Source organism: Kitasatospora sp. NPDC048545, assembly GCF_040651155.1.
Lineage (GTDB): Bacteria > Actinomycetota > Actinomycetes > Streptomycetales > Streptomycetaceae > Kitasatospora.
This window is the reverse complement of record NZ_JBEZIQ010000076.1, coordinates 1,570-24,272: the sequence shown is the minus strand read 5'-3', so window position 1 is coordinate 24,272 and position 22,703 is coordinate 1,570. Positions and strand designations below refer to the sequence as shown.

Annotated in this window: 1 protein-coding gene (running past one end of the window); it reads left to right on the top strand. The window is 76.4% G+C overall.

Annotated features, from left to right (window positions below; genetic code table 11):
* Nucleotides 1-22,703, top strand: partial view of a type I polyketide synthase gene (locus AB0D10_RS41220; RefSeq protein ID WP_360266598.1) — the 3' portion only. The gene continues 5,314 nt to the left of window position 1, outside the view; 22,703 of the gene's 28,017 nt are visible here — the last part of the coding sequence; the start codon falls outside the window, past its left edge; its stop codon occupies nucleotides 22,701-22,703.

Genomic DNA, 22,703 nt, shown 5'->3' with positions numbered 1-22,703 from the left:
TCTCCGGCCTGCCCACCGACCGCGGCTGGGACGTCGACGCGCTCTACCACCCGGACCCGGACCACCTCGGCACCAGCTACACCCGCTTCGGTGGCTTCCTGCACGAGGCCGCCGACTTCGACCCGGGCTTCTTCGGCATGAGCCCGCGCGAGGCGCTGGCCACCGACGCCCAGCAGCGCCTGCTGCTGGAGGCCTGCTGGGAGGCGGTCGAGCGGGCCGGGATCGACCCGGTGTCGCTGCGCGGCAGCCGCACCGGCGTGTTCGCCGGCGTGATGTACAACGACTACTCCGCGCTGCTCGCCGGGGGCCGGTTCGAGGGCCACCAGGGCAGCGGGACCTCGCCCAGCATCGCCTCCGGCCGCGTGTCCTACACCCTCGGCCTGGAAGGCCCGGCCGTCACCGTCGACACCGCGTGCTCGTCGTCGCTCGTCGCCATGCACTGGGCCATGCAGGCGCTGCGCGCCGGCGAGTGCACGCTCGCGCTGGCCGGCGGTGTCACGGTGATGTCCACCCCGACCTCGCTGATCGAGTTCTCCCGCCAGCGCGGCCTCGCCCCGGACGGGCGGTGCAAGGCGTTCTCCGACCGGGCCGACGGGGTCGGCTGGTCCGAGGGCGTCGGCGTGATCGCCCTGGAGCGCCTGTCCGACGCACGTCGCAACGGGCACCCGGTGCTGGCCGTCGTGCGCGGCTCCGCCGTCAACCAGGACGGCGCCTCCAACGGGCTCACCGCCCCGAACGGGCCGTCCCAGCAGCGCGTCATTCGTCAGGCCCTGGCGACCGCCGGGCTCGCGACGGCCGACGTCGACGTGGTCGAGGCGCACGGCACCGGCACCTCCCTGGGCGACCCGATCGAGGCCCAGGCCCTGCTCGCCACCTACGGCCAGGACCGCGAACTCCCTCTGCTGCTCGGCTCGGTGAAGTCGAACCTCGGCCACACCCAGGCCGCCGCGGGCGTCGCGGGCGTGATCAAGACGGTGCTGGCGATGCGGCATGGCATCGTGCCCCGCACCCTGCACGCCGCCGAGCCCTCCTCCCACGTGGACTGGGACGCGGGCGCGGTGGAACTGCTGACCGAGGAGGCGGACTGGCCGGACACCGGCCGGCCGCGCCGGGCCGGCGTGTCGTCGTTCGGTTTCAGCGGCACCAACGCCCACGTCATCCTCGAACAGGCCCCCACAGCGGCGGTGCACGTCCGGACTCCGGCCGTAGCGGAGCCCGTCCTGCTCTGGCCGCTGGCCGGCCGCAGCCAGGCCGCCCTGCGCCACCAGGCCGCCCGCCTGCGCGCCTTCGCCACCGCGGACCCGGCCGCGAGCCCGGCCGACCTTGGCATATCGCTCGCCACGACCCGCTCCGGCTTCGATCACCGCGCCGTGGCCGTCGGCGGCGACCGTGACGAACTGCTCACGGCCCTGACCGCCCTCGCCGCGGGCGAGCCCGCTGCCGGCCTGGTCGCGGGCGAGACCGGCGCCGGCAAACTCGCCCTGCTGTTCGCCGGCCAGGGCGCCCAACGCCTCGGCGCCGGACGCGAACTCGCCGAGCGCTTCCCGGTGTTCGCCGAGGCTCTGGAGGAGGTGCTGCGCGAGTTCGGCACCCGTCTGGACCGCCCGCTGCGCGACGTGCTGTGGGGCGAGGACGAGGAGCTGCTGAACCGCACCGGCTGGGCGCAGCCCGCGATCTTCGCCGTCGAGGTCGCGCTGTTCCGCCTGGTCACCTCGCTCGGCGTGCGACCCGACGTGCTGCTCGGCCACTCCGTCGGCGAGATCGCCGCCGCGCACTGCGCCGGGGTGCTCTCGCTCGCCGACGCGTGCGCGCTCGTCGCCGCGCGGGCCCGGCTGATGGACGCGCTTCCCGAGGGCGGCGCCATGGTCTCCGTCGAGGCCACCGAGGACGAGGTGCTGCCACGCCTGGCGCCCGGCGTCTCCGTCGCGGCCGTCAACGGGCCCCGGGCCGTGGTCGTTTCCGGCCTGGAGGACGAAGTCCTGCGCATCGCCGGGGAGTTCGCGGCCGAGGGCCGCCGGACCAAGCGGCTGCGCGTCTCGCACGCCTTCCACTCGCCGCTGATGGACCCGATGCTGGAGGAGTTCCGGCGCACCGTCGCCGAGCTGGAGTTCCGCGCGCCGGCCGTCCCGATCGTCTCCGACACCACCGGCGAGCTCGCCACCGAGGCCGAGCTGTGCTCCCCGGACCACTGGGTCGAACACGTCCGCCGGGCCGTGCGCTTCGCCGACGGCGTCCGGACCGCCCGCGCGGCCGGCGCCGCCACCTTCCTCGAACTCGGCCCCGACAGCGTGCTGTCCGCGCTGACCGAGGAGATCCTCGCCGAGGACGTCCTGGCGGACGCCGCCGCCGTGACGGCCGTCCCGCTGCTGCGCGCCGCGCGTCCCGAGGAGCGGACCGCCACCCTGGCCCTGGCCGCGCTGCACGTGCGCGGCCACGCCCTCGACTGGGCCGCGCTGTACGCGGGCACCGGCGCCCGCCGCACCGACCTGCCCACCTACGCGTTCCAGCACGAGCGCTACTGGCCCGAGGCCGAGGCCGGCACCGCCCACCCGTCGCCCGCCGCCCCCGGCGACTCCGCCCTGTGGGGCGCCGTCGAGCGCGGCAGCGCCGCCGAACTCGCCGACCTGCTCGGCCTGCGCGACGAACAGCACGCCGGCCTCTACGCCCTCCTGCCCGCCCTCGCCGACTGGCGCCGCACCCGGCAAGAGAAGGCGCAGCTCGACGCGGCCCGCTACCGCGTCCACTGGCGGCCCGTCCGCCCGGCGGCCGCGCCCGTGCTGGACGGCACCTGGCTGGTCGTCACCACCGACGCCGTCGACGACAGCGAGCTCCTCGACGCCCTGCGCGGCCATGGCGCCCGCCTGGAGCGGCTGGCGCTCGACGAGGCCTGCCGGGACCGCGCCGAACTCGCCGCCCGCATCGCCGGGTTCGGCGACCTGAGGGGCATCCTGTCGCTGCTCCCGCTCGCCGACCGGCCGACCCCCGGGCCCGGCCTGCCGGAGGGGATCGCACACGGCGCCGTCCTCGCCCAGGCCCTCGGCGACCTGCGCGCCGCCGCGCCGCTGTGGACGGTCACCCGCGGCGCCGTCTCCACCGGGCCCGCCGACCCGCTCACCAACCCCGTCCAGGCCGCCGCGTGGGGCCTCGGCCGGGTCGCCGCCCTGGAGCGCCCGCAGGCGCCGGGCGGGCTGGTCGACCTTCCGCCGGTACTGGACGCGCCGACCGTGCAGGGCCTGGTCGGCCTCCTCGCAGGCAGTCAAGAGGTGCAGCGCGAAGCGCTTCCCGAGAAGGGTGGTGGCGGGCGAGGGGCAGGCCGCGGCAGCGAGGACCAGGTCGCGCTGCGCGGCACCGCCGCGTACGGCCGCCGCCTGGTGCGGCACGCCGTCGACGAGCTGCCCCGTGCCGAGGAGTTCACCGCCGACGGCACCGTCCTCGTCACCGGCGGCACCGGTGCGCTCGGCGCCGAGGTAGCCCGCTGGCTGGCCCGCAGCGGCGCCCCGCACCTCGTGCTCACCGGCCGCCGTGGCCCGGACGCCCCCGGCGCCGCCGAGCTCGTCGCCGAACTCGCCGAACACGGCGCCTCCGCGACCGTCGTCGCCTGCGACGTCGCCGACTGCGACGCGCTCGCCGCCGTCCTCGCCGCGATTCCCGCCGAGCACCCGCTGACCGGCGTCGTGCACGCCGCCGGCGTCGGCCAGGCCGCCCCGCTCACCGACACACCCCTGGAGGACCTGTACGGCCTCACCGCCGCCAAGCTCCACGGCGCCGCCCACCTCGACGCCCTGCTCGCCGACCACGACCTGGACTTCTTCGTCCTGTTCTCCTCCGTCGCCGGTATCTGGGGCAGCGCCGGCCAGAGCGCCTACGCCGCTGCCAACGCCTACCTCGACGCCCTCGCCGAGAACCGCCGCGCCCGCGGCCTGACCGCCACCTCGATCGCCTGGGGGCCGTGGGCCGGCGCCGGCATGGCCGCCCACGAGGCCGTCTCGGACGGGCTGCGCCGCCAGGGCCTGCGCTTCCTCGCCCCGGAGACCGCGCTCACCGAGCTGCGCCGCGCGATCGTCCACGAGGACGTCGCCGTGACCGTCGCGGACGTCGACTGGGAGCGCTACGCCCCCGTCTTCACCGCTGCCCGGCCGAGCGTCCTGTTCGACGAGTTGCCCGAGGTCCGTGCCCTCGCCCGCGGCGCCAAGGCCGACACGGGCGCCGCCTCCGACCTCGTCCGCCGGCTGCGCGGCCTGCCCGAGGCCGAGCGGGACCGGTTGCTCGTCGACCTGGTGCGCCGCGAGGCGGCCGCCGTCCTCGGCCACGCCTCCGTCGACGGGGTGCCCGACAAGCGTGCCTTCCGTGACGCCGGCTTCGACTCGCTCACCGCCGTCGAGCTGCGCAAGCGGCTCGCCGTGCTGACCGGCCTGTCGCTGCCCAGCACGATGGCCTTCGACCACCCGACGCCGGTCGCGCTGGCCGCCTTCCTGCGTGGCGAACTGCTCGAAGGACCACAGGAGGTGACGGCACACCCGGTCGCCGCCGCCGACCCGGACGAGCCGATCGCCATCGTCGGCATGGGCTGCCGCTTCCCCGGCGGCGCGGCCACCCCCGAGCAGCTGTGGCGGCTGGTCGCCGAGGGCACCGACGCCATCTCCGAGTTCCCGGACAACCGCGGCTGGGACACCGGACTCCACGACCCCGACCCGGACACGCCCGGCCGCACCTACTCCACCCGGGGCGGCTTCCTGCACGGGGCCGGGGAGTTCGACGCCGCGTTCTTCGGCATCTCCCCGCGCGAGGCCCTCGCCATGGACCCGCAGCAGCGCCTGCTGCTGGAGACCACCTGGGAGGCCCTCGAATCCGCGGGCATCGACCCGACCTCCGTGCACGGCAGCGCCACCGGTACCTTCATCGGGTCCACGTACCAGGAGTACGGGCTCGGCATGGACGACAGCTCCGCCGGGCACGCCGTCACCGGCACCAGCCCGAGCGTGCTCTCCGGCCGCCTCGCCTACCTGTTCGGACTGGAGGGCCCGGCCGTCACCGTCGACACGGCGTGCTCCTCGTCGCTCGTCGCGCTGCACCTGGCCTGCCAGTCGCTGCGCGGCGGCGAGAGCTCCCTCGCGCTCGCCGGCGGCGCCACCGTCATGACCAACCCGAACGCCTTCATCGCCTTCAGCCGCCAGCGTGCGCTCGCCGTCGACGGCCGCTGCAAGGCCTTCTCCGAGGCCGCCGACGGCATGACCCTCGCCGAGGGCGTCGGCGTCGTCGTCCTGGAGCGGCTCTCCGACGCCGAGCGCAACGGCCACCCGGTGCTCGCCGTCATCCGCGGCTCCGCGATCAACCAGGACGGCGCCTCCAACGGGCTCACCGCGCCCAACGGGCCGTCCCAGCAGCGCGTCATCCGCCAGGCCCTCGCCAACGCGGGCCTGACGCCGGACGACGTCGACGCCATCGAGGCGCACGGCACCGGCACCGCCCTCGGCGACCCGATCGAGGCCCAGGCCCTCCAGGCCGCGTACGGCCGCGACCGCGACCCGCGGCGCCCGCTGCTGCTCGGATCCGTCAAGTCCAACATCGGCCACACCCAGTCGGCGGCCGGCGTCGCAGGCGTGATCAAGATGGTCCAGGCGCTGCGCCACGGCGTGCTGCCGGCCACCCTGCACGCGGACGAGCCGTCCTCGCACATCGACTGGACCCCGGGCACCGTCGGCCTGCTGAACGAGCCCACACCCTGGCCGGCCGGCGAGCGGACCCGCCGCTGCGCGGTGTCCTCCTTCGGCATCAGCGGCACCAACGCGCACGTCGTGCTGGAAGAGGCACCCGCCGCCGTCGAGGCTCCGGTCGCCGAGGCACCGCACGGCGTCGTGCCGTGGGTGCTCTCCGCCCGCACGCCGGGCGCCCTGCGCGCCCAGGCCGCACGCCTGGTCGACCACCTCGACGCCGAGCCGGACCTGCGCCCGCGCGACGTCGGGCACACCCTGCTGACCACCCGCGCCCTGTTCGAGCACCGGGCCGTCGTGCTCGGCACCGACACCGCCGAACTGCGCGAGGGCCTCGCCGCGCTCGCCACCGGCGCCACCGGCGCCTCCGCGCCGACCGCCGTCCACGGCCTCGCAGAGGACGGCGGTCGGACGGTCTTCGTGTTCCCCGGCCAGGGCGCGCAGTGGGCCGGCATGGGCGCCCGCCTGCTCGACGAGTCGCCGGTGTTCGCCGAGCGCATCGCCGAGTGCGCGGCGGCCCTGTCCGCGCACGTCGACTGGTCGCTGCTCGACGTGCTGCGCCAGGCCGAGGGCGCGCCCGCGCTGGACCGCGTCGACGTCGTCCAGCCCGCGACCTTCGCCGTCATGGTGGCCCTCGCCGAGCTGTGGCGCGCCCACGGGATCCACCCGGACGCTGTGGTGGGCCACTCCCAGGGCGAGATCGCCGCGGCCGTCGTCGCCGGGGCGCTCTCCCTGGAGGACGGCGCCCGTGTGGCCGCGCTGCGCAGCCGGCTGATCGGCCGGGTCCTGGCGGGCTCCGGCGGGATGATCTCCGTGCCGCTGTCGGCCGACAAGGTCGAGGAGCGGCTGCGCTTGCGCGGCGGCGGGCTGACCGTCGCCGCCGTGAATGGCCCGCGGACCGTCGTCGTCGCCGGTCCGGCCGGTGAACTCGACGAGCTGATGGCCGAGTTCGAGGCCGAGGGGCTGCGGGCCCGGCGGATCAGCGTGGACTACGGCTCGCACTCCGCCCAGGTCGAACTCCTCAGGGACGACCTGCTCACAGCCCTCGCCCCCGTGCGGCCTCGCGCCGCCCAGGTGCCGTTCTTCTCCACCGTCACCGGCGACTGGCTCGACACCACCGCCATGGACGCCGGCTACTGGTACCGCAACCTGCGGCGGCCCGTGCGCTTCGACCCGGCCGTGCGGGAGCTGCTGGCCCAGGGCCACGGCCTGTTCGTCGAGGTCAGCCCGCACACCGTGCTCACCATGGCGATCGAGGCCACCGCCGAGGACCGCGGCGACCGCGCCACCGCCGTCGGCACCCTGCGCCGCGACAAGGGCGGCACCGACCGCTTCCTCGCCTCACTCGCCGAGGCCTTCGTCCGCGGCGGACGGGCCGACTGGTCCGCCCTGGTGGCTGGCGGGCGCCGCGTCCCGTTGCCCACCTACGCCTTCCAGCACGAGCACCTGTGGGCCGTCGCGCCGCGCCCCGGCGGGGCACCGGAGGACGGCGAGTTCTGGAGCGCCGTCGAGGAGGCCGACATCGAGGCGCTGGCCGCCCGGCTGCGCATCGACAGCGATGCGCTCGCGCCGGTGCTGCCCGCACTGTCCGACTGGCACCGCCGCCGGCGAGAGCGCTCGACGCTCGACTCCTGGCGCTACCGAGTGACCTGGAAGCCGCTCTCCGTCGCCCCCGCCCGCCTGGACGGCACCTGGCTGCTCGTCACCGCGGAGGACCGCGAGGGCGAAGACGTCACCGAGGCCCTGACCGCGCACGGCGCCCGGGTCGAACGGCTCGTCCTGGACGACACCTGCACCGACCGGCAGCGGCTCGCCGGCCTCCTCGACTCCGCCTCCGGGGACCTGGCCGGGATCGTCTCCCTGCTCGCCACCGCCGGGCGGCCGAGCGAGCGCCACCCCGCCCTGCCCGAGGGCGTCGCGCTCACCCTCGCGCTGATCCAGGCCCTCGGCGACACCGGCCAGGATGCCCCGCTGTGGTGCCTCACCCGCGGCGCCGTCGCCGCCGGGCGCACCGACCGGGTCGCCAACCCGGTCCAGGCACAGGTCCACGGCCTCGGCTGGACGGCCGCCCTGGAGCACCCGCAGCGCTTCGGCGGCATCGTCGACCTGCCGGACGTGCTCGACCGGCGCGGCGGCGAGCGGCTGGCCGCCGTGCTGGCCGCCCGCGACGAGGACCAGGTGGCGATCCGCCCCTCCGGCGCCTTCGCCCGCCGCATCGTGCGTGCCAATGCCGTCACCCGTGCTGAGACCCGGCCGCTGCGCGGCACCGTCCTGATCACCGGCGGCACCGGCACCCTGGCCCCGCACCTGGCCCGCCGGCTCGCCGCCGAGGGCGCCGAGCGGATCGTGCTCACCAGCCGCCGCGGCCCCGCCGCGCCCGGCGCCGCCGACCTCCTCGCCGAACTCGCCGCCGCGGGCTGCGAGGCCGCGATGCTGGCCTGCGACCTCACCGACCGCGACGCCGTCGAGCGGATGCTCGCCGAACTCGCCGCCGCCGGCCACCAGGTGCGCACGGTCGTGCACACCGCCGCCGTCATCGAGCTGCTGTCCGTCGAGGAGACCACCCCCGAGGCGTTCGCCAAGGTCCTGCACGCCAAGACCGTAGGCGCCCGCCACCTCGACGAGCTCCTGCCCGACGACCAGCTCGACGCCTTCGTGCTGTACTCCTCCACCGCCGGCCTGTGGGGCAGCGGTCGGCACGCGGCCTACGTCGCGGGCAACGCCTACCTCAACGCGCTCGCCGAGCACCGCCGCGCCCGCGGCGGCCGGGCGACCGCGATCTCCTGGGGCATCTGGGCCGACGACCTGAAGCTCGGCCGGGTCGACCCCGGCCAGATCCGCCGCAGCGGCCTGGTCTTCATGGACCCGTCGCTCGCGCTGGACGGGCTGCGCCAGGCCCTGGACGCCGACGAGCAGGTGCTCGCGATCGCCGACGTCGACTGGGAGCGCTACCACCCGGTCTTCACCTCCGGCCGCCCGACCGCGCTGTTCGAGGACGTCCCCGAGGTGCGCCGGCTCGCCGAGACCGCCGAACGCCCGGCCGGGGACGGCGAGTTCGCGGCCCGGCTGCGCGCCCTGCCGGCCGCCGAGCAGGAGCGCCGGCTGCTGGACCTGGTCCGCGCCGAGGCGGCCACCACGCTCGGCCACGCCTCGCCCGAGGTCCTGTCCGAGCAGCGGGCCTTCCGCGACGTCGGCTTCGACTCGCTGACCGCAGTCGACCTGCGCAACCGGCTGACCGCCGCGACCGGTCTCACGCTGCCCAGCACCCTCGTGTTCGACCACCCGAACCCGCTCGCCCTGGTGCGCCACCTGCGCGAGAAGATCGCGGGTGCCGTCGGCGGCCCCGCCGCCACGATGGTGAGCGTCGCACCGGACGAGCCGATCGCGATCATCGGAATGAGCTGCCGCTACCCCGGCGGGATCGCCTCGCCCGAGGACCTGTGGCGGCTCGTCACCTCGGGCGGCGACGCAATCACCGAGTTCCCGGCGGACCGCGGCTGGGACACCGAGGGGCTGTACGACCCGGACCCGGACGCGCCCGGCCGCACGTACTCGGTGCGCGGCGGCTTCCTGCAGGGCGTCGCCGACTTCGACGCCGCGTTCTTCGGCATCTCCCCGCGCGAGGCCCTCGCCATGGACCCGCAGCAGCGCCTCCTCCTGGAGACGGCCTGGGAGGCGATGGAGCGCGCCGGCCTCGACCCGTCCGCCCTGCGCGGCAGCCTCACCGGTACCTTCATCGGCGCCAGCTACCAGGACTACAGCCCCGGCGACTCCGCCCAGGACGGCGCCGAGGGGCACCTCGTCACCGGCACCATCCCCAGCGTCCTGTCCGGCCGGCTCTCCTACACCTTCGGCTTCGAGGGCCCGGCCGTCACGCTCGACACCGCGTGCTCGTCCTCGCTCGTCGCCCTGCACCTGGCCTGCCAGTCGCTGCGCAACGGGGAGAGCTCCCTCGCCCTGGCCGGCGGTGTCAGCGTGATGGCCACGCCCAACGCGTTCGTCGGCTTCAGCCGCCAGCGCGCGATGGCCGTCGACGGCCGCTGCAAGGCCTACGCCGAGGCCGCCGACGGCATGAGCCTCGCCGAGGGCGTCGGCCTCGTCCTGGTCGAGCGGCTCTCCGACGCCGAGCGGCTCGGCCACCCGGTGCTCGCCGTCCTGCGTGGCTCCGCCGTCAACCAGGACGGCGCCTCCAACGGGCTCACCGCCCCCAACGGGCCCGCGCAGCAGCGCGTGATCCGCGCCGCACTCGCCGGCGCCCGGCTCGCCCCGGGCGAGGTCGACGCCGTCGAGGGCCACGGCACCGGCACCAAGCTCGGCGACCCGATCGAGGCGCAGGCGCTGCTCGCGACCTACGGCCGGGAGCGCGAGCTGCCGCTGCTGCTCGGCTCGGTGAAGTCCAACATCGGCCACACCCAGATGGCCTCCGGCGTGGCCGGCGTCATCAAGACCGTGCTCGCCATGCAGAACGGGGTTCTCCCGGCCAGCCTGCACATCGACCGGCCGTCCACGCACGTCGACTGGACGGAGGGCGCCATCGAGCTCCTCGCCGAGGCGCGCGACTGGCCCGAGACCGGGCGTCCTCGCCGGGCCGCCGTCTCCTCCTTCGGGCTCAGCGGCACCAACGCACACGTGATCCTGGAACAGGCGCCGGCCGCTGTCGTGGCCGCTGCGCCGACGGACGGCGACACCGTGCCGTTCACGCTGTCCGCCCGTACCGACGAGGCCCTGCGCGCCCAGGCCGAGCGGCTGCTGACCGCGCTCGACGAGCGGCCCGAACTGCCGCTCGCCGACCTGGCGTTCTCCCTCGCCACCACCCGCACCGCCCTCGACCGGCGCGCCGCCGTCACCACCGGCGGCCGCGCCGAGCTGCGGCGCGCCCTCGCCGCCCTGCGGGACGGCCAGCCGGATGCAGCCCTCGTCACCGGCCGGGCGGCTGGCGGCGGCCTGGCCTTCCTGTTCACCGGCCAGGGCAGCCAGTACCCGGCCATGGGCAGGGAGCTGTACGACCGGTACCCGGTGTACGCGGAGGCGCTCGACGCCGTCCTGGCCCGATTCGACCTGGCAGACGAACGGCCCGTCCGGGACGTCCTGTTCGCGGAGGAGGGTTCGGCTCAGGCGGCTCTGCTGGACGACACGGGTTATGCGCAGCCGGCGTTGTTCGCGCTGGAGGTGGCGCTGTTCCGGTTGGTGGAGTCGTGGGGTCTGCGCCCGGATGTCGTGGTCGGGCATTCGATCGGTGAGATCGCGGCGGCGCACGTGGCGGGGGTGTTCTCGCTGGAGGACGCGTGCACGCTGGTTGCGGCTCGGGCCCGGCTGATGTCCGAACTCCCCGGTGGGGGAGCGATGGTGTCCGTCGAGGCGACGGAGGCGGAGGTGCTGCCGCTGCTGACGGACGGCGTCTCGATCGCCGCCGTCAACGGGCCCACTTCGGTGGTCCTCGCGGGCGACGAGAGCGAAGTCCTGTGCATCGCCGGGCAGTTCGAAGCCCAGGGGCGGCGCACCAAGCGGCTGCGCGTGTCGCACGCCTTCCACTCGCCGCTCATGGAGCCGATGCTCGACGCCTACACCCGCGTCGCCGCCACGCTCACTTACGACGCCCCGGCGATCCCGCTGATCTCCACGGTCACCGGCGCGCCTGCCACCGCCGACGAGCTCGCCGCGCCCGCGTACTGGGCCCGGCAGGTGCGCGACACCGTCCGCTTCGCCGACGCCGTCCGCGCCCTCGCCGGCCACGGCGCCGCCGCCTTCCTCGAACTCGGCCCGGACGGCGTCCTGACCGCCGCCGCCCGCAGCACCCTCGGAGACGGCGCCCGCGTGGCCGGCGTGCCCGCACTGCGGCGCGGCCGGCCCGGCGTCCCGACCCTGACGGCCGCGCTGGCCCGGCTGTTCGTTCAGGGCGTGCGTCCCGACTGGACGGCCGTCTTCGCCGGCACCGGCGCCCGCCGCGCCGACCTGCCCACGTACCCGTTCCAGCGGGAGCGTTACTGGCCGGAGGGGCGGTCCGTCCCGTCGGTGGGATCCGACCCCGTGGATGCCGAGTTCTGGGCCGCCGTCGACCGCGGCGACCTCGGCACGCTCGGCAGCGGGCTCGACCTCGACCGGGACGCCGTGGCCGCCCTGTCCACCTGGCGCCGCGCCCGGCGTGAACGCTCGACCGTGGACGCCTGGCGCTACCGCGCCGCCTGGACGCCGCTCGACGCGAGGGGCGCTGTTGCGGCCCGGCCGTCCGGCCGCTGGCTGGTGCTCGCCTCGGACGACGCGAGCTGGGCGGACGGGCTCGTCGACGCGGTGACCCTCCGAGTCGTCGGCGACCGGGCCGCACTCGCTTCACAGCTCCGTGAGGTGACCGCGGAAGAAAGTGAGTTCACCGGCGTCCTGTCCCTGCTCGCGCTCGGCGACGAGCCGCTCGCGGCCACCGTCGCCGCCGTCCAGGCTCTCGGCGACGCGGACATCACCGCCCCGCTGTGGTGCCTCACCCGCGGGGCCGTCGCCACCGGCCGCTCCGACCGGCCCGCCGACCCCCGGCAGGCCGCCGTCTGGGGCCTCGGCCGCTCCGCCGCCCTCGAACTGCCCACCCGCTGGGGCGGGCTGATCGACCTGCCGGAGCAGCTGGACGACGCCGCGCTGCGCCGCCTGGCCGCCGCGCTCGCCCCCACCGACGGCGAGGACCAGCTTGCCGTCCGCGCCTCCGGCACCTTCGCCCGGCGCCTCGTGCGGCACCCGCTGGATCACCCGCTGGATCACCCGCTGGGCGAGCGCCCGGCCGCCCGGCCGTACTCGCCCACCGGCACCGTCCTGATCACCGGCGGCACCGGCGGACTCGGTGGGCAGCTCGCCCGCCGCCTCGCCGCCCAGGGCGCCGCGCACCTGCTGCTGGTCAGCCGCAGCGGCGCGGACGCCCCTGGCGCCGAGCAGCTGCGCGCGGACCTCGCCGCCCTGGGCGCCGACGTCACCCTGGCCGCCTGCGACGTCGCAGACCGGGACGCCCTCGCGGCCGTCCTCGCCACGGTGCCCGCCGATCAGCCGCTCACCGCCGTGTTCCACACCGCCGGCGTCGTCGCCGACGGCACCCTCGACACCCTGACCGCCGAGCGGTTCGCCGAGGTGCTCCGCCCCAAGGTCGATGCCGCGCTCCACCTCGACGAGCTGACCCGCGACGCCGACCTCGCCGCCTTCGTCCTGTTCACCTCCACCGCCGGCACCATCGGCGCGGCCGGACAGGCCAACTACGCGGCCGCCAACGCCTTCCTCGACGCCCTCGCCGAACGGCGGCGCGCCGACGGCCGCCCGGCCACCGCGATCGCCTGGGGCCCATGGGCCGGCGACGGCATGGCCGGGGCCGGCAGCGGCGTCGAGCAGCGGGTGCGTCGGGGTGGCTACACCCCGATGGTGCCGCAGCGCGCCCTGGCCGCCCTCGGGCACGCGCTCGACCACGACGACACCGCGCTCACCGTCGCCGACATCGACTGGCAGCGCTTCGCCGCCGTGTTCACCGCGCAGCGGCCCGTCCCGCTGATCGCCCAGCTGGCCGGACCGGTCGGCCGGCCGGTGGCGTCCGCCCCGGAGTCCGGACTGCGTCAGCGCCTGGCCGAGCTCTCCGAGCGGGCCCGGGAGCGGTTCGTACTCGACTTCGTGCGCACCCGCGTCGCGGCCGTCCTGGGCCACCCGGGCGGCGAGCGCGTCGGCGCCGACCAGGCTTTCACCGACCTCGGCATGGACTCCCTCACCACCGTCGAACTGCGCAACGCCCTCACCGCCGCCACCGGCCTGACCCTGCCCGCCACCCTGGTCTACGACCACCCGACCCCGGCCGACCTGGCCGCCCACCTCCTCGGTGAACTCCTCGGCACCCTGCCCGAACCCGACCGGGGCCCGGCCCTGCGGGACGTCGCGGACGACCCAATCGTGATCGTCGGCATGGCCTGCCGCTTTCCCGGTGGCATCGAGTCGCCGGAGGACCTCTGGCAGCTGCTCGGCGACGGCGCCGACGCCATCCGCCCGTTCCCCGCCGACCGCGGCTGGGACCTCGACACCCTCGGCCGCGGCGGCTCCGCCACCCTCCACGGCGGCTTCCTCGACGGCGTCGGCCGCTTCGACGCCCGCTTCTTCGGCATCTCGCCCCGCGAAGCCCTCGCCATGGACCCCCAGCAGCGCCTCCTCCTGGAGACCTCCTGGGAGGCCCTGGAGCGCTCCGGCATCGCCCCCGACCGCCTGCGCGGCAGCGACACCGGCGTCTTCGTCGGCACCAACGGCCAGGACTACCTGACCGTGCTGCGCCGCGGCACCGCCGACGTCCGCGGCCACGCCGCCACCGGCAACACGGCGAGCGTCCTGTCCGGCCGCCTCTCCTACACCCTCGGCCTGGAGGGACCCGCCGTCACCGTCGACACCGCCTGCTCCTCCGCCCTCGTCTCGCTCCACCTGGCCGCCCGCGCGCTGCGCGCCGGGGAGTGCTCGCTGGCCCTGGCCGGCGGCGCCTCGGTGATGTCCAGCCCGGACGCCTTCGTCGAGTTCACCGCGCAGGGCGGCCTCGCCGCCGACGGCCGCTGCAAGCCCTTCGCCGACGCCGCCGACGGCACCGCGTGGTCCGAGGGCGCGGGCGTGCTCGTCCTGGAGCGGCTCTCGGACGCCCGCCGGCTCGGGCACCCGGTGCTCGCGGTCGTGCGCGGCAGCGCCGTCAACCAGGACGGCGCCTCGAACGGGCTGACGGCCCCCAACGGCCGGGCCCAGCAGCGGGTGATCCGCGCGGCGCTGGCCGACGCGGGCCTGACCGCCGCCGAGGTCGACGCCGTCGAGGCGCACGGCACCGGCACCGCCCTCGGCGACCCGATCGAGGCGCACGCCCTGCTGGCCGCGTACGGGCGGGAGCGCGAACGGCCGCTGCTACTCGGCTCGGTGAAGTCCAACCTCGGCCACACCCAGGCCGCCGCGGGCGCCGCCGGTGTGATCAAGACGGTGCTCGCGATGCGGCACGGGGAACTGCCGAAGTCGCTGCACGTCGACGCGCCCTCCCGGCACGTCGACTGGACGGCCGGCGCCGTGGAGCTCCTGACGGAGGCCCGCGACTGGCCGGAGACCGGCCGCCCGCGCCGGGCGGGCGTCTCCGCCTTCGGCGTCAGCGGCACCAACGCGCACGTCCTGCTGGAGCAGGCGCCTTCGGCCGTGGAGCCGGCCGGTCCGGTGCTGCGCGCAGACGCGGCGCCGTGGGTGGTCTCCGCCAGGTCGGAGGCCGCGCTGGACGCTTCGCTCGCGCGCCTGGCCGAGGTGGACGGGCCGTCCGCGCTGGACGTCGCCCACTCGCTGGCAGTCGGCCGGGCCTCGCTCGGGCACCGGGCGGTGCTGCTGGACGGCGCCGAGGTCGCGCGCGGCGTCGCCGCCGAGCGCTCGACGGCGTTCCTGTTCTCCGGGCAGGGCTCGCAACGACTCGGCATGGGCCAGGAGTTGTACGACCGCTTCCCGGTGTTCGCCGAGGCCTTCGACGGCGTCTGCGCGCGACTGGACCAGCTGCTGGACCGACCACTGCGGGACGTCGTGTGGGGCACGGACGAGGAACTGCTGAACCGGACGGAGTACGCCCAGGCGGGGTTGTTCGCCGTCGAGGTGGCGCTGTTCCGGCTCGTCGAATCGCTCGGCGTGCGGCCCGAGTTCGTGGCCGGGCACTCGATCGGCGAGGTGGCGGCGGCTCATCTGGCGGGAGTGTTCTCGCTGGAGGACGCGTGCACGCTGGTCGCCGCCCGTGGCCGGCTGATGCAGGCGCTGCCGGAGGGCGGCGCGATGCTCGCCGTGGAGGCGACGGAGGACGAAGTCCTGCCGCAGCTGGGCGGGGCGGTGTCGATCGCGGCGGTGAACGGGCCCACGTCCGTGGTGGTTTCGGGTGACGCCGAAGCCGTCGCGGCGATCGAGGCGCACTTCGCCGACCGGCGCACCACGCGCCTGCGCGTCTCCCACGCCTTCCACTCGCCGCTGATGGACCCGATGCTGGACGACTTCCGGGCCGTCCTCGACGGGCTCGTGTACGGGGCGCCGTCGATCCCGCTGATCTCCAACCTGACCGGAACCCTGGCCGACGGTGTCGAGTCGCCCGACTACTGGGTGCGCCACGTCCGCGAGACCGTCCGCTTCGCCGACGGCGTCCGGGCACTGGCGGACGCGGGTGCCACCGCCTTCCTGGAGCTGGGCCCCGACGGCGTCCTCGCCGCGCTCGCCCAGCGCTCCACCGGCGACCGCGACCTCGTCGCCGAACCGGCCTGCCGCCGCGACCGGCCCGAGGAGCGGACGCTCGTCACCGCCCTCGCCCGGCTTCACGTCGCCGGCGTGCCGGTCGACTGGACCGCACTGCTCGCCGACACCGGCGCCGCGGGCGTCGACCTGCCCACCTACCCGTTCCAGCGCGAGCTGTACTGGCCCGAGCGCGCACCCGAGACCGTCGCCGTCGGCGACCCGGCGGACGCCGCGTTCTGGTCCGCCGTCGAGCGCGCCGACACCGCCGCCCTCGGCACGACCCTGGGCCTCGACGACGACACGTCGCTGACTGCGCTGCTCCCCGCCCTGTCCGCGTGGCGCCGCCGCCGGACCGAGCGCAGCGACGCCGACCGGCTGCGCTACCGCGCCGTCTGGAAGCCGTACGCCGCCCCCACCGGCCCGGACACCCTGCCGGGCACCTGGCTCGCCCTCGTCCCGGCCGAGCGGGACGACGACGCCTGGACGTCCGCAGTGCTCGCGGCCCTCGGCGCGAACGTCGTGCGCGTGGCGGTCGACGGGGACGATGCTGTGGACCCGGCCCCGTTCGCCGCGCCGGTCACCGGCGTGGTGTCCCTGCTCGCCGCCTCCGAGGGCCTGCCCACCGGGCTCGCCCGGCCGGACCTCCTGCTCGCCGCCCTGGGCGAGGCAGGCGTCGAGGCCCCACTGTGGTGCCTCACCCGCGGTGCCGTCGCCGTCGGCGACACCGAGGCCCCGCAGGACGCCGTGCAGGCGGCCGTCTGGGGCATCGGCCGGGTGGCCGCCCTCGAACACCCGCAGCGCTGGGGCGGGTTGATCGACCTGCCCGAGGCACCCGACGCCCGCACGTCGGCCCGTCTGCGCGCCCTGCTGACGGCCGGGGACGGCGAGGACCAGCTGGCGCTGCGCCCCGCCGGAGCCTTCGCCCGCCGCCTCGTGCGCGCCACGACGGCCGACACCGCACGCCCGTGGACCCCGCGCGGAACGGTCCTGGTGGTCGGCGACGCGCAGGGCCACGCGGCCCCCACCGCCCGCTGGCTGGCCCACGCGGGCGCCCGGCAGGTGGTGCTGCTCACCGGCGTCGACGGCCAGGTCGTCGACCGCCTGCGCGCCGAGCTCGCCGAGCACGGCGCCGAGCTGACGCTCGTCATCGGCACGCCCGGCGACCCGGAGGCCGTCGCCTCCGTCCTCGGGCTCCCCGAGCTCTCCGCCGTCCTCTACACGGGCCGGGCCGGCAAGCCTGCCGACCACCTCGCCGGGCTGCTCGCCGACCTCAGGGCGCTCGACGAGGCGATCGCGGACCGGCAGCTCGATGCCTACGTGCTGTTCGGGTCGATCACCGGCACCTGGGGCGTGAAGGGGCGGGCCGACGAGGCCGCCGCCAGTGCGCTCCTCGACGCCCTCGCCCAGGGCCGTCGTGCCGCCGGGCGGGCCGGTACCGCCGTCTCGTGGGGTGCCTGGGCGGGTAGTACGCCCGACTCGCTGGCCGCGCACCTGCGGGCCAACGGGCTGCCGCCGATGTCGCCCGACCGCGCCCTGACGGCCCTCGCCGCCGCCCTCGACGGCCCCGCCGTCACGGTCACCGACGTGGCATGGGAGCGCTTCGCGCCCGCCTTCGCCGAGGCCCGGCCCAGCCGGCTCTTCGCCGACCTGCCCGAGGCCCGCCCGGCCGTCAGCGAGACCGCCGCGAGTGTCGGCGGCTCCGACCGGGCCGACGCGCTGCGCGCCGGCCTGCGCGAGCGGTCGGCCACCGAGCGCACCGATGCTCTGCTGGCGATCGTCCGGGCCGAGTCGGCCGCCGTGCTCGGCCACGCCGACGCCGACGACGTGCCGTCCGGGCACCCGTTCAAGGACCTCGGCTTCGACTCGCTGACCGCCGTCGACCTGCGCAACCGGCTCGACACCGCGACCGGCCTGCGCCTGCCCGCGACCCTCGTGTTCGACTACCCGACCCCGGCCGCCCTCGCCGCCCACCTGCGCGTCGAACTCTTCGACGAGGCCCAGGAGGTGGAGCGTTCGGGCGCCGTGGCCGACACCGACGACCCGATCGTGATCGTTGGCATGGGCTGCCGCTACCCGGGTGGCGTCCGCTCGCCCGAGGACCTGTGGCGGCTCCTGCGGGAGGGCGCCGACGCGATCGGCCCGTTCCCGGCGGACCGCGGCTGGGACCTCGACCGGCTCGCCCACGGCGACCGCGACGGGCGCGGGCGCAGCGTCACCCAGCAGGGCGGGTTCCTGTACGACGCGGGCGAGTTCGACGCCGCCTTCTTCGGGGTCTCCCCGCGCGAGGCGATGGTCGTCGACCCGCAGCAGCGCCTGCTGCTGGAGACCGCGTGGGAAGCGCTGGAACGAGCCGGGATCGACCCGGCGGGCCTGCGCGGCGGCGACACCGGCGTGTTCGTCGGCGGCGGCAGCGGCGACTACCGGCCGGCCATCGGCCAGCTCGGTCACGTCGAGACCGCGCAGTCCGCGAGCCTGCTCTCCGGCCGGCTCTCCTACACCCTCGGGCTGGAGGGCCCCTCGGTCAGCGTGGACACCGCGTGCTCGTCCTCCCTGGTGGCCCTGCACCTGGCCGCCCAGGCGCTGCGCGCCGGCGAGTGCTCGCTGGCCCTGGCGGGCGGCGTGACGGTGATGTCGAGCCCGGTGGGGTTCGTCGAGTTCGGCGAGATGGGGGCGCTGTCCCCGGGCGGCTGCTGCCGCACCTTCTCCGACGCCGCCGACGGCACCGCGTGGTCCGAGGGCGTCGGCGTCCTGGTGGTCGAGCGGCTGTCGGACGCCGAGCGCCGCGGCCACCGGGTGCTCGCCGTCCTGCGCGGCTCCGCGACCAACCAGGACGGCGCGTCGAACGGCATCACCGCGCCCAACGGCCCGTCCCAGCAGCGCGTCATCCGGCGCGCCCTTGCCAACGCGGGCCTGGCACCCGCGGAGGTCGACGCCGTCGAGGCGCACGGCACGGGCACGACGCTCGGTGACCCGATCGAGGCCCAGGCGCTCCTCGCCACCTACGGCCAGGACCGTGAACGGCCTGTCCTCATCGGCGCGCTGAAGTCCAACCTGGGCCACACCCAGGCCGCCTCCGGCGTGGCCGGCGTGATCAAGATGGTCCTCGCCATGCGGCACGGCCTGCTGCCGCGCACCCTCCACCTCGACGCGCCCTCCCGGCACGTCGACTGGGCGGCCGGCGCCGTCGAGCTCCTCACCGAGGAGACCGCCTGGCCTGCCACCGGCCGCCCCCGCCGGGCGGGCGTCTCCGCCTTCGGCGCGAGCGGGACCAACGCCCACGTGATCGTCGAGGCGCCGCCCGCGGCCGAGCCCGTCGAAGCGCGTCCGGACGACCGGCCGCTGCCCGTCCCGCTCTCCGCCGCGACGCCGGGAGCGCTGCGCGAGCAGGCCGACCTGATGCTCGGCCGCCTCGCCGCGGACACGGAGCTGACGGTCCGCGATCTCGGCCACTCGCTGGCCACCACCCGCACGCTGCTCGACCACCGCGCCGCCGTGCTCGCCGCCGACCGCGACGAGCTGGCACAGGGCCTGCGCGCCCTCGCCGACGGGCAGGCCGCGCCCAACCTGGTCCAGGGCGCGGCCCTGGGCGGGAAGACCGCCTTCCTCTTCCCCGGCCAGGGCTCGCAGCGCCCCGGCGCCGGGCGGGAGCTGTACGCGGCGTACCCCGTCTTCGCCGATGCGCTGGACGCCGTCCTCGCTGGCTTCGAGGGACGGCTGGCCGGGCCGCTGCGCCCGGTGCTGTTCGCGGAGGAGGGTTCGGCTCAGGCGGCTCTGCTGGACGACACGGGGTATGCGCAGCCGGCGTTGTTCGCGCTGGAGGTGGCACTGTTCCGGCTGGTGGAGTCGTGGGGCCTGAGCCCGGACTTCGTCATGGGCCACTCGATCGGTGAGATCGCGGCGGCGCACGTGGCGGGGGTGTTCTCGCTGGAGGACGCCTGCACGCTGGTCGCGGCCCGGGCCCGGCTGATGTCCGAACTCCCCGGTGGGGGAGCGATGGTGTCCGTCGAGGCGACGGAGGCGGAGGTGCTGCCGCTGCTGACGGACGGCGTCTCGATCGCCGCCGTCAACGGCCCGCGCGCCGTCGTCCTGTCCGGAGACGCCGACGCCGTCGAACGCATCGCCGCCGGATTCGCCGCCGACGGACGCAGGACTAGGCGTTTGCGGGTGAGCCATGCGTTTCACTCCGTACACATGGACGCCATGCTCGACGACTTCGAGCGGACCGCCCGGGGCATCGCCTACGCCGCCCCGCGCATCCCGCTCGTGTCCAACCTGACCGGCGACGTCGTCACCGGTGACACCGGGGCGGCGTACTGGGTGCGCCACGTCCGCGAGGCCGTCCGCTTCGCCGACGGCGTCGCTGCCCTCACCGCCCGCGGTGTGCGCCGCCACCTCGAACTCGGCCCGGACGGCGTGCTGTCCGCCCTCGTCCAGGCCGACACCAGGGAGGACGCCGACCCGGCCCGACCCGTGGTCACCGCCACGGCGTTGCGCCACGGCCGCGACGAGCGCACGACCCTGCTCGTCGCCGTCGCCCGCCTGCACACCGACGGGCTCGCGCCGGACTGGTCCGCGGTCTTCGCCGGCACCGGCGCCCAGCGGGTCGACCTGCCCACCTACCCGTTCCAGCGGCAGCGCTACTGGCCCGAACAGTCGTTCGCCTCGGCCGCGTCCCCGGACGAGGAGTTCTGGACGGCGCTGCGCACCGCGTCCTTCGACGCGCTCGCCGGCACCCTGGACGTCGACGGCGACGCCCTCGGCCAGGTGCTCCCGGCGCTGCGAGACTGGCACGACCGGCGCGAGGAGCAGACTGCCGTGGACGCCCGTCGCCGGCGGATCGTCTGGAAGCCGCTCGACCGGGCGCGCTCCGGCGCCCCGGCCGGCACGTGGCTCGCCGTCCTGCCGTCCGGACACGTCGACGCGGCCTGGACGGACGCCGTCCTCGCCGTGCTCGGCCCGGACGCCGTCCGGCTGACCGTCGAGGCCGACACCGACCGCGCCGGCCTCGCCAAGCAGCTCGCCGAACTCCCCTGCCCGGCCGAGGAGATCACCGGTGTGGTGTCCCTCCTGGCGCTCGACGAGTCGGCGGACGGCAGCGTCCCCGCCGGGCTCGTCCGCACCGCCGTCCTGGTACAGGCCCTCGGCGACGCCCGGATCGGCGCACCCCTGTGGGGCCTCACCCGCGACGCCGTCGCGGCCGCCCCCGGCGACCGCGTCACCGGCCTGCCCCAGGCAGCCGTCTGGGGCCTCGGCCGAGTGGCGGCGCTCGAACTCCCACAGCGCTGGGGCGGCCTGATCGACCTGCCCGCCACCGTCGACCGGCGCGCGGGCACCCTCCTGGCCGCCGTCCTCGCCGACCCGGACGGGGAGGACCAACTGGCCGTCCGGCCCACCGGCGTCCTCGTCCGCCGCCTGGCCGCCACACCGGGCGGGTCCGCGAGCGACCCGACGAGCTGGGACCCGACCGGCACCGTCCTGATCACCGGCGGCACCGGGGCACTCGGTGGCGAGGTCGCCCGCAGCCTCGCCGCCGCCGGGGCCCGGCACCTCGTGCTGCTGAGTCGCCGCGGCCCGGACGCCTCCGGAGCGACCGAGCTCCGCCGGGAACTCACCGCGGCCGGAGCGACCGTCACCCTCGCGGCCTGCGACGCGGCCGACCGGGAGGCGCTGGCCGCCGTCCTGGCCGCCGTGCCCGCCGAGCACCCGCTGACGGCCGTCGTCCACGCCGCCGGCGTGCTCGACGACGGCGTCATCGACGGCCTCACCCCCGACCGCTTCGAGGACGTCTACCGCGCCAAGGCCACCTCGGCCCTCCTGCTCGACGAGCTGACCAGGGACCACGACCTCGCCGTGTTCGCCCTGTTCTCCTCCGCCTCCGCGGCCGTCGGCAACCCCGGCCAGGGCAACTACGCGGCCGCCAACGCCGTCCTCGACGCCCTCGCCGAACGCCGCCGCGCCGACGGACTCGTTGCCACGTCCCTCTCGTGGGGCGCCTGGGCCGGCGGCGGGATGGCCGCCGACGCCCGGGCCGGAGAGGCCGCCCGCCGCACCGGCATCCGGCCGCTCGACCCGGCCGTCGCGGTCGCCGCGCTGCGCCGTGCCGTCCTCGACACCGCGCCGACCACGCTGGTCGCCGACGTCGACCCGGACCGCTTCGTCCGGGCCTTCACCGCCGTCCGCCCGAGCCGACTGCTCGCCGACCTCCCCGGCTACGCCGACCCGCAGGGTCCGGGTGGGGACAACGCCAACGGCCGCGAGCTGCGGGCCGAACTGGCCGCGCTCAGTCCGGCCCGCCGCTCCGCCGCCCTCCTCGGGCTGGTGCGCGGCCGCGCGGCCGAGGTGCTCGGACTGCCCGGCACCGAGGCCGTCGGCCCCGAGAAGGCCTTCCGCGACCTCGGGTTCGACTCGCTCGGCGCGATCGAGCTGCGCAACCGGCTCGGCGCCGCCACCGGCCTCGACCTGTCCCCGACGCTGGTCTTCGACCACCCGAGCCCGACCGAGCTCGCCGAGCACCTGCTCGGCCTGCTGTTCGAGGGCGACGGCGGGGCCGGAACGGACGGCTCGGACCCCGAGCGCGCCCGCCTGCGGGCGCTCGTCGAGTCCGTTCCGCTGGACCGCCTGCGGCGCAGCGGCGTGCTGGACGCGCTGCTGAGGCTCGCCGACGGTTCGCCCGCCCAGGAACCCGACGGCACCGACGCGATCGACGCGATGGACCTGGACGACCTGGTGCAGGCCGCCCTGCGCAACGACCCCGACCACGCCCAGGACTGA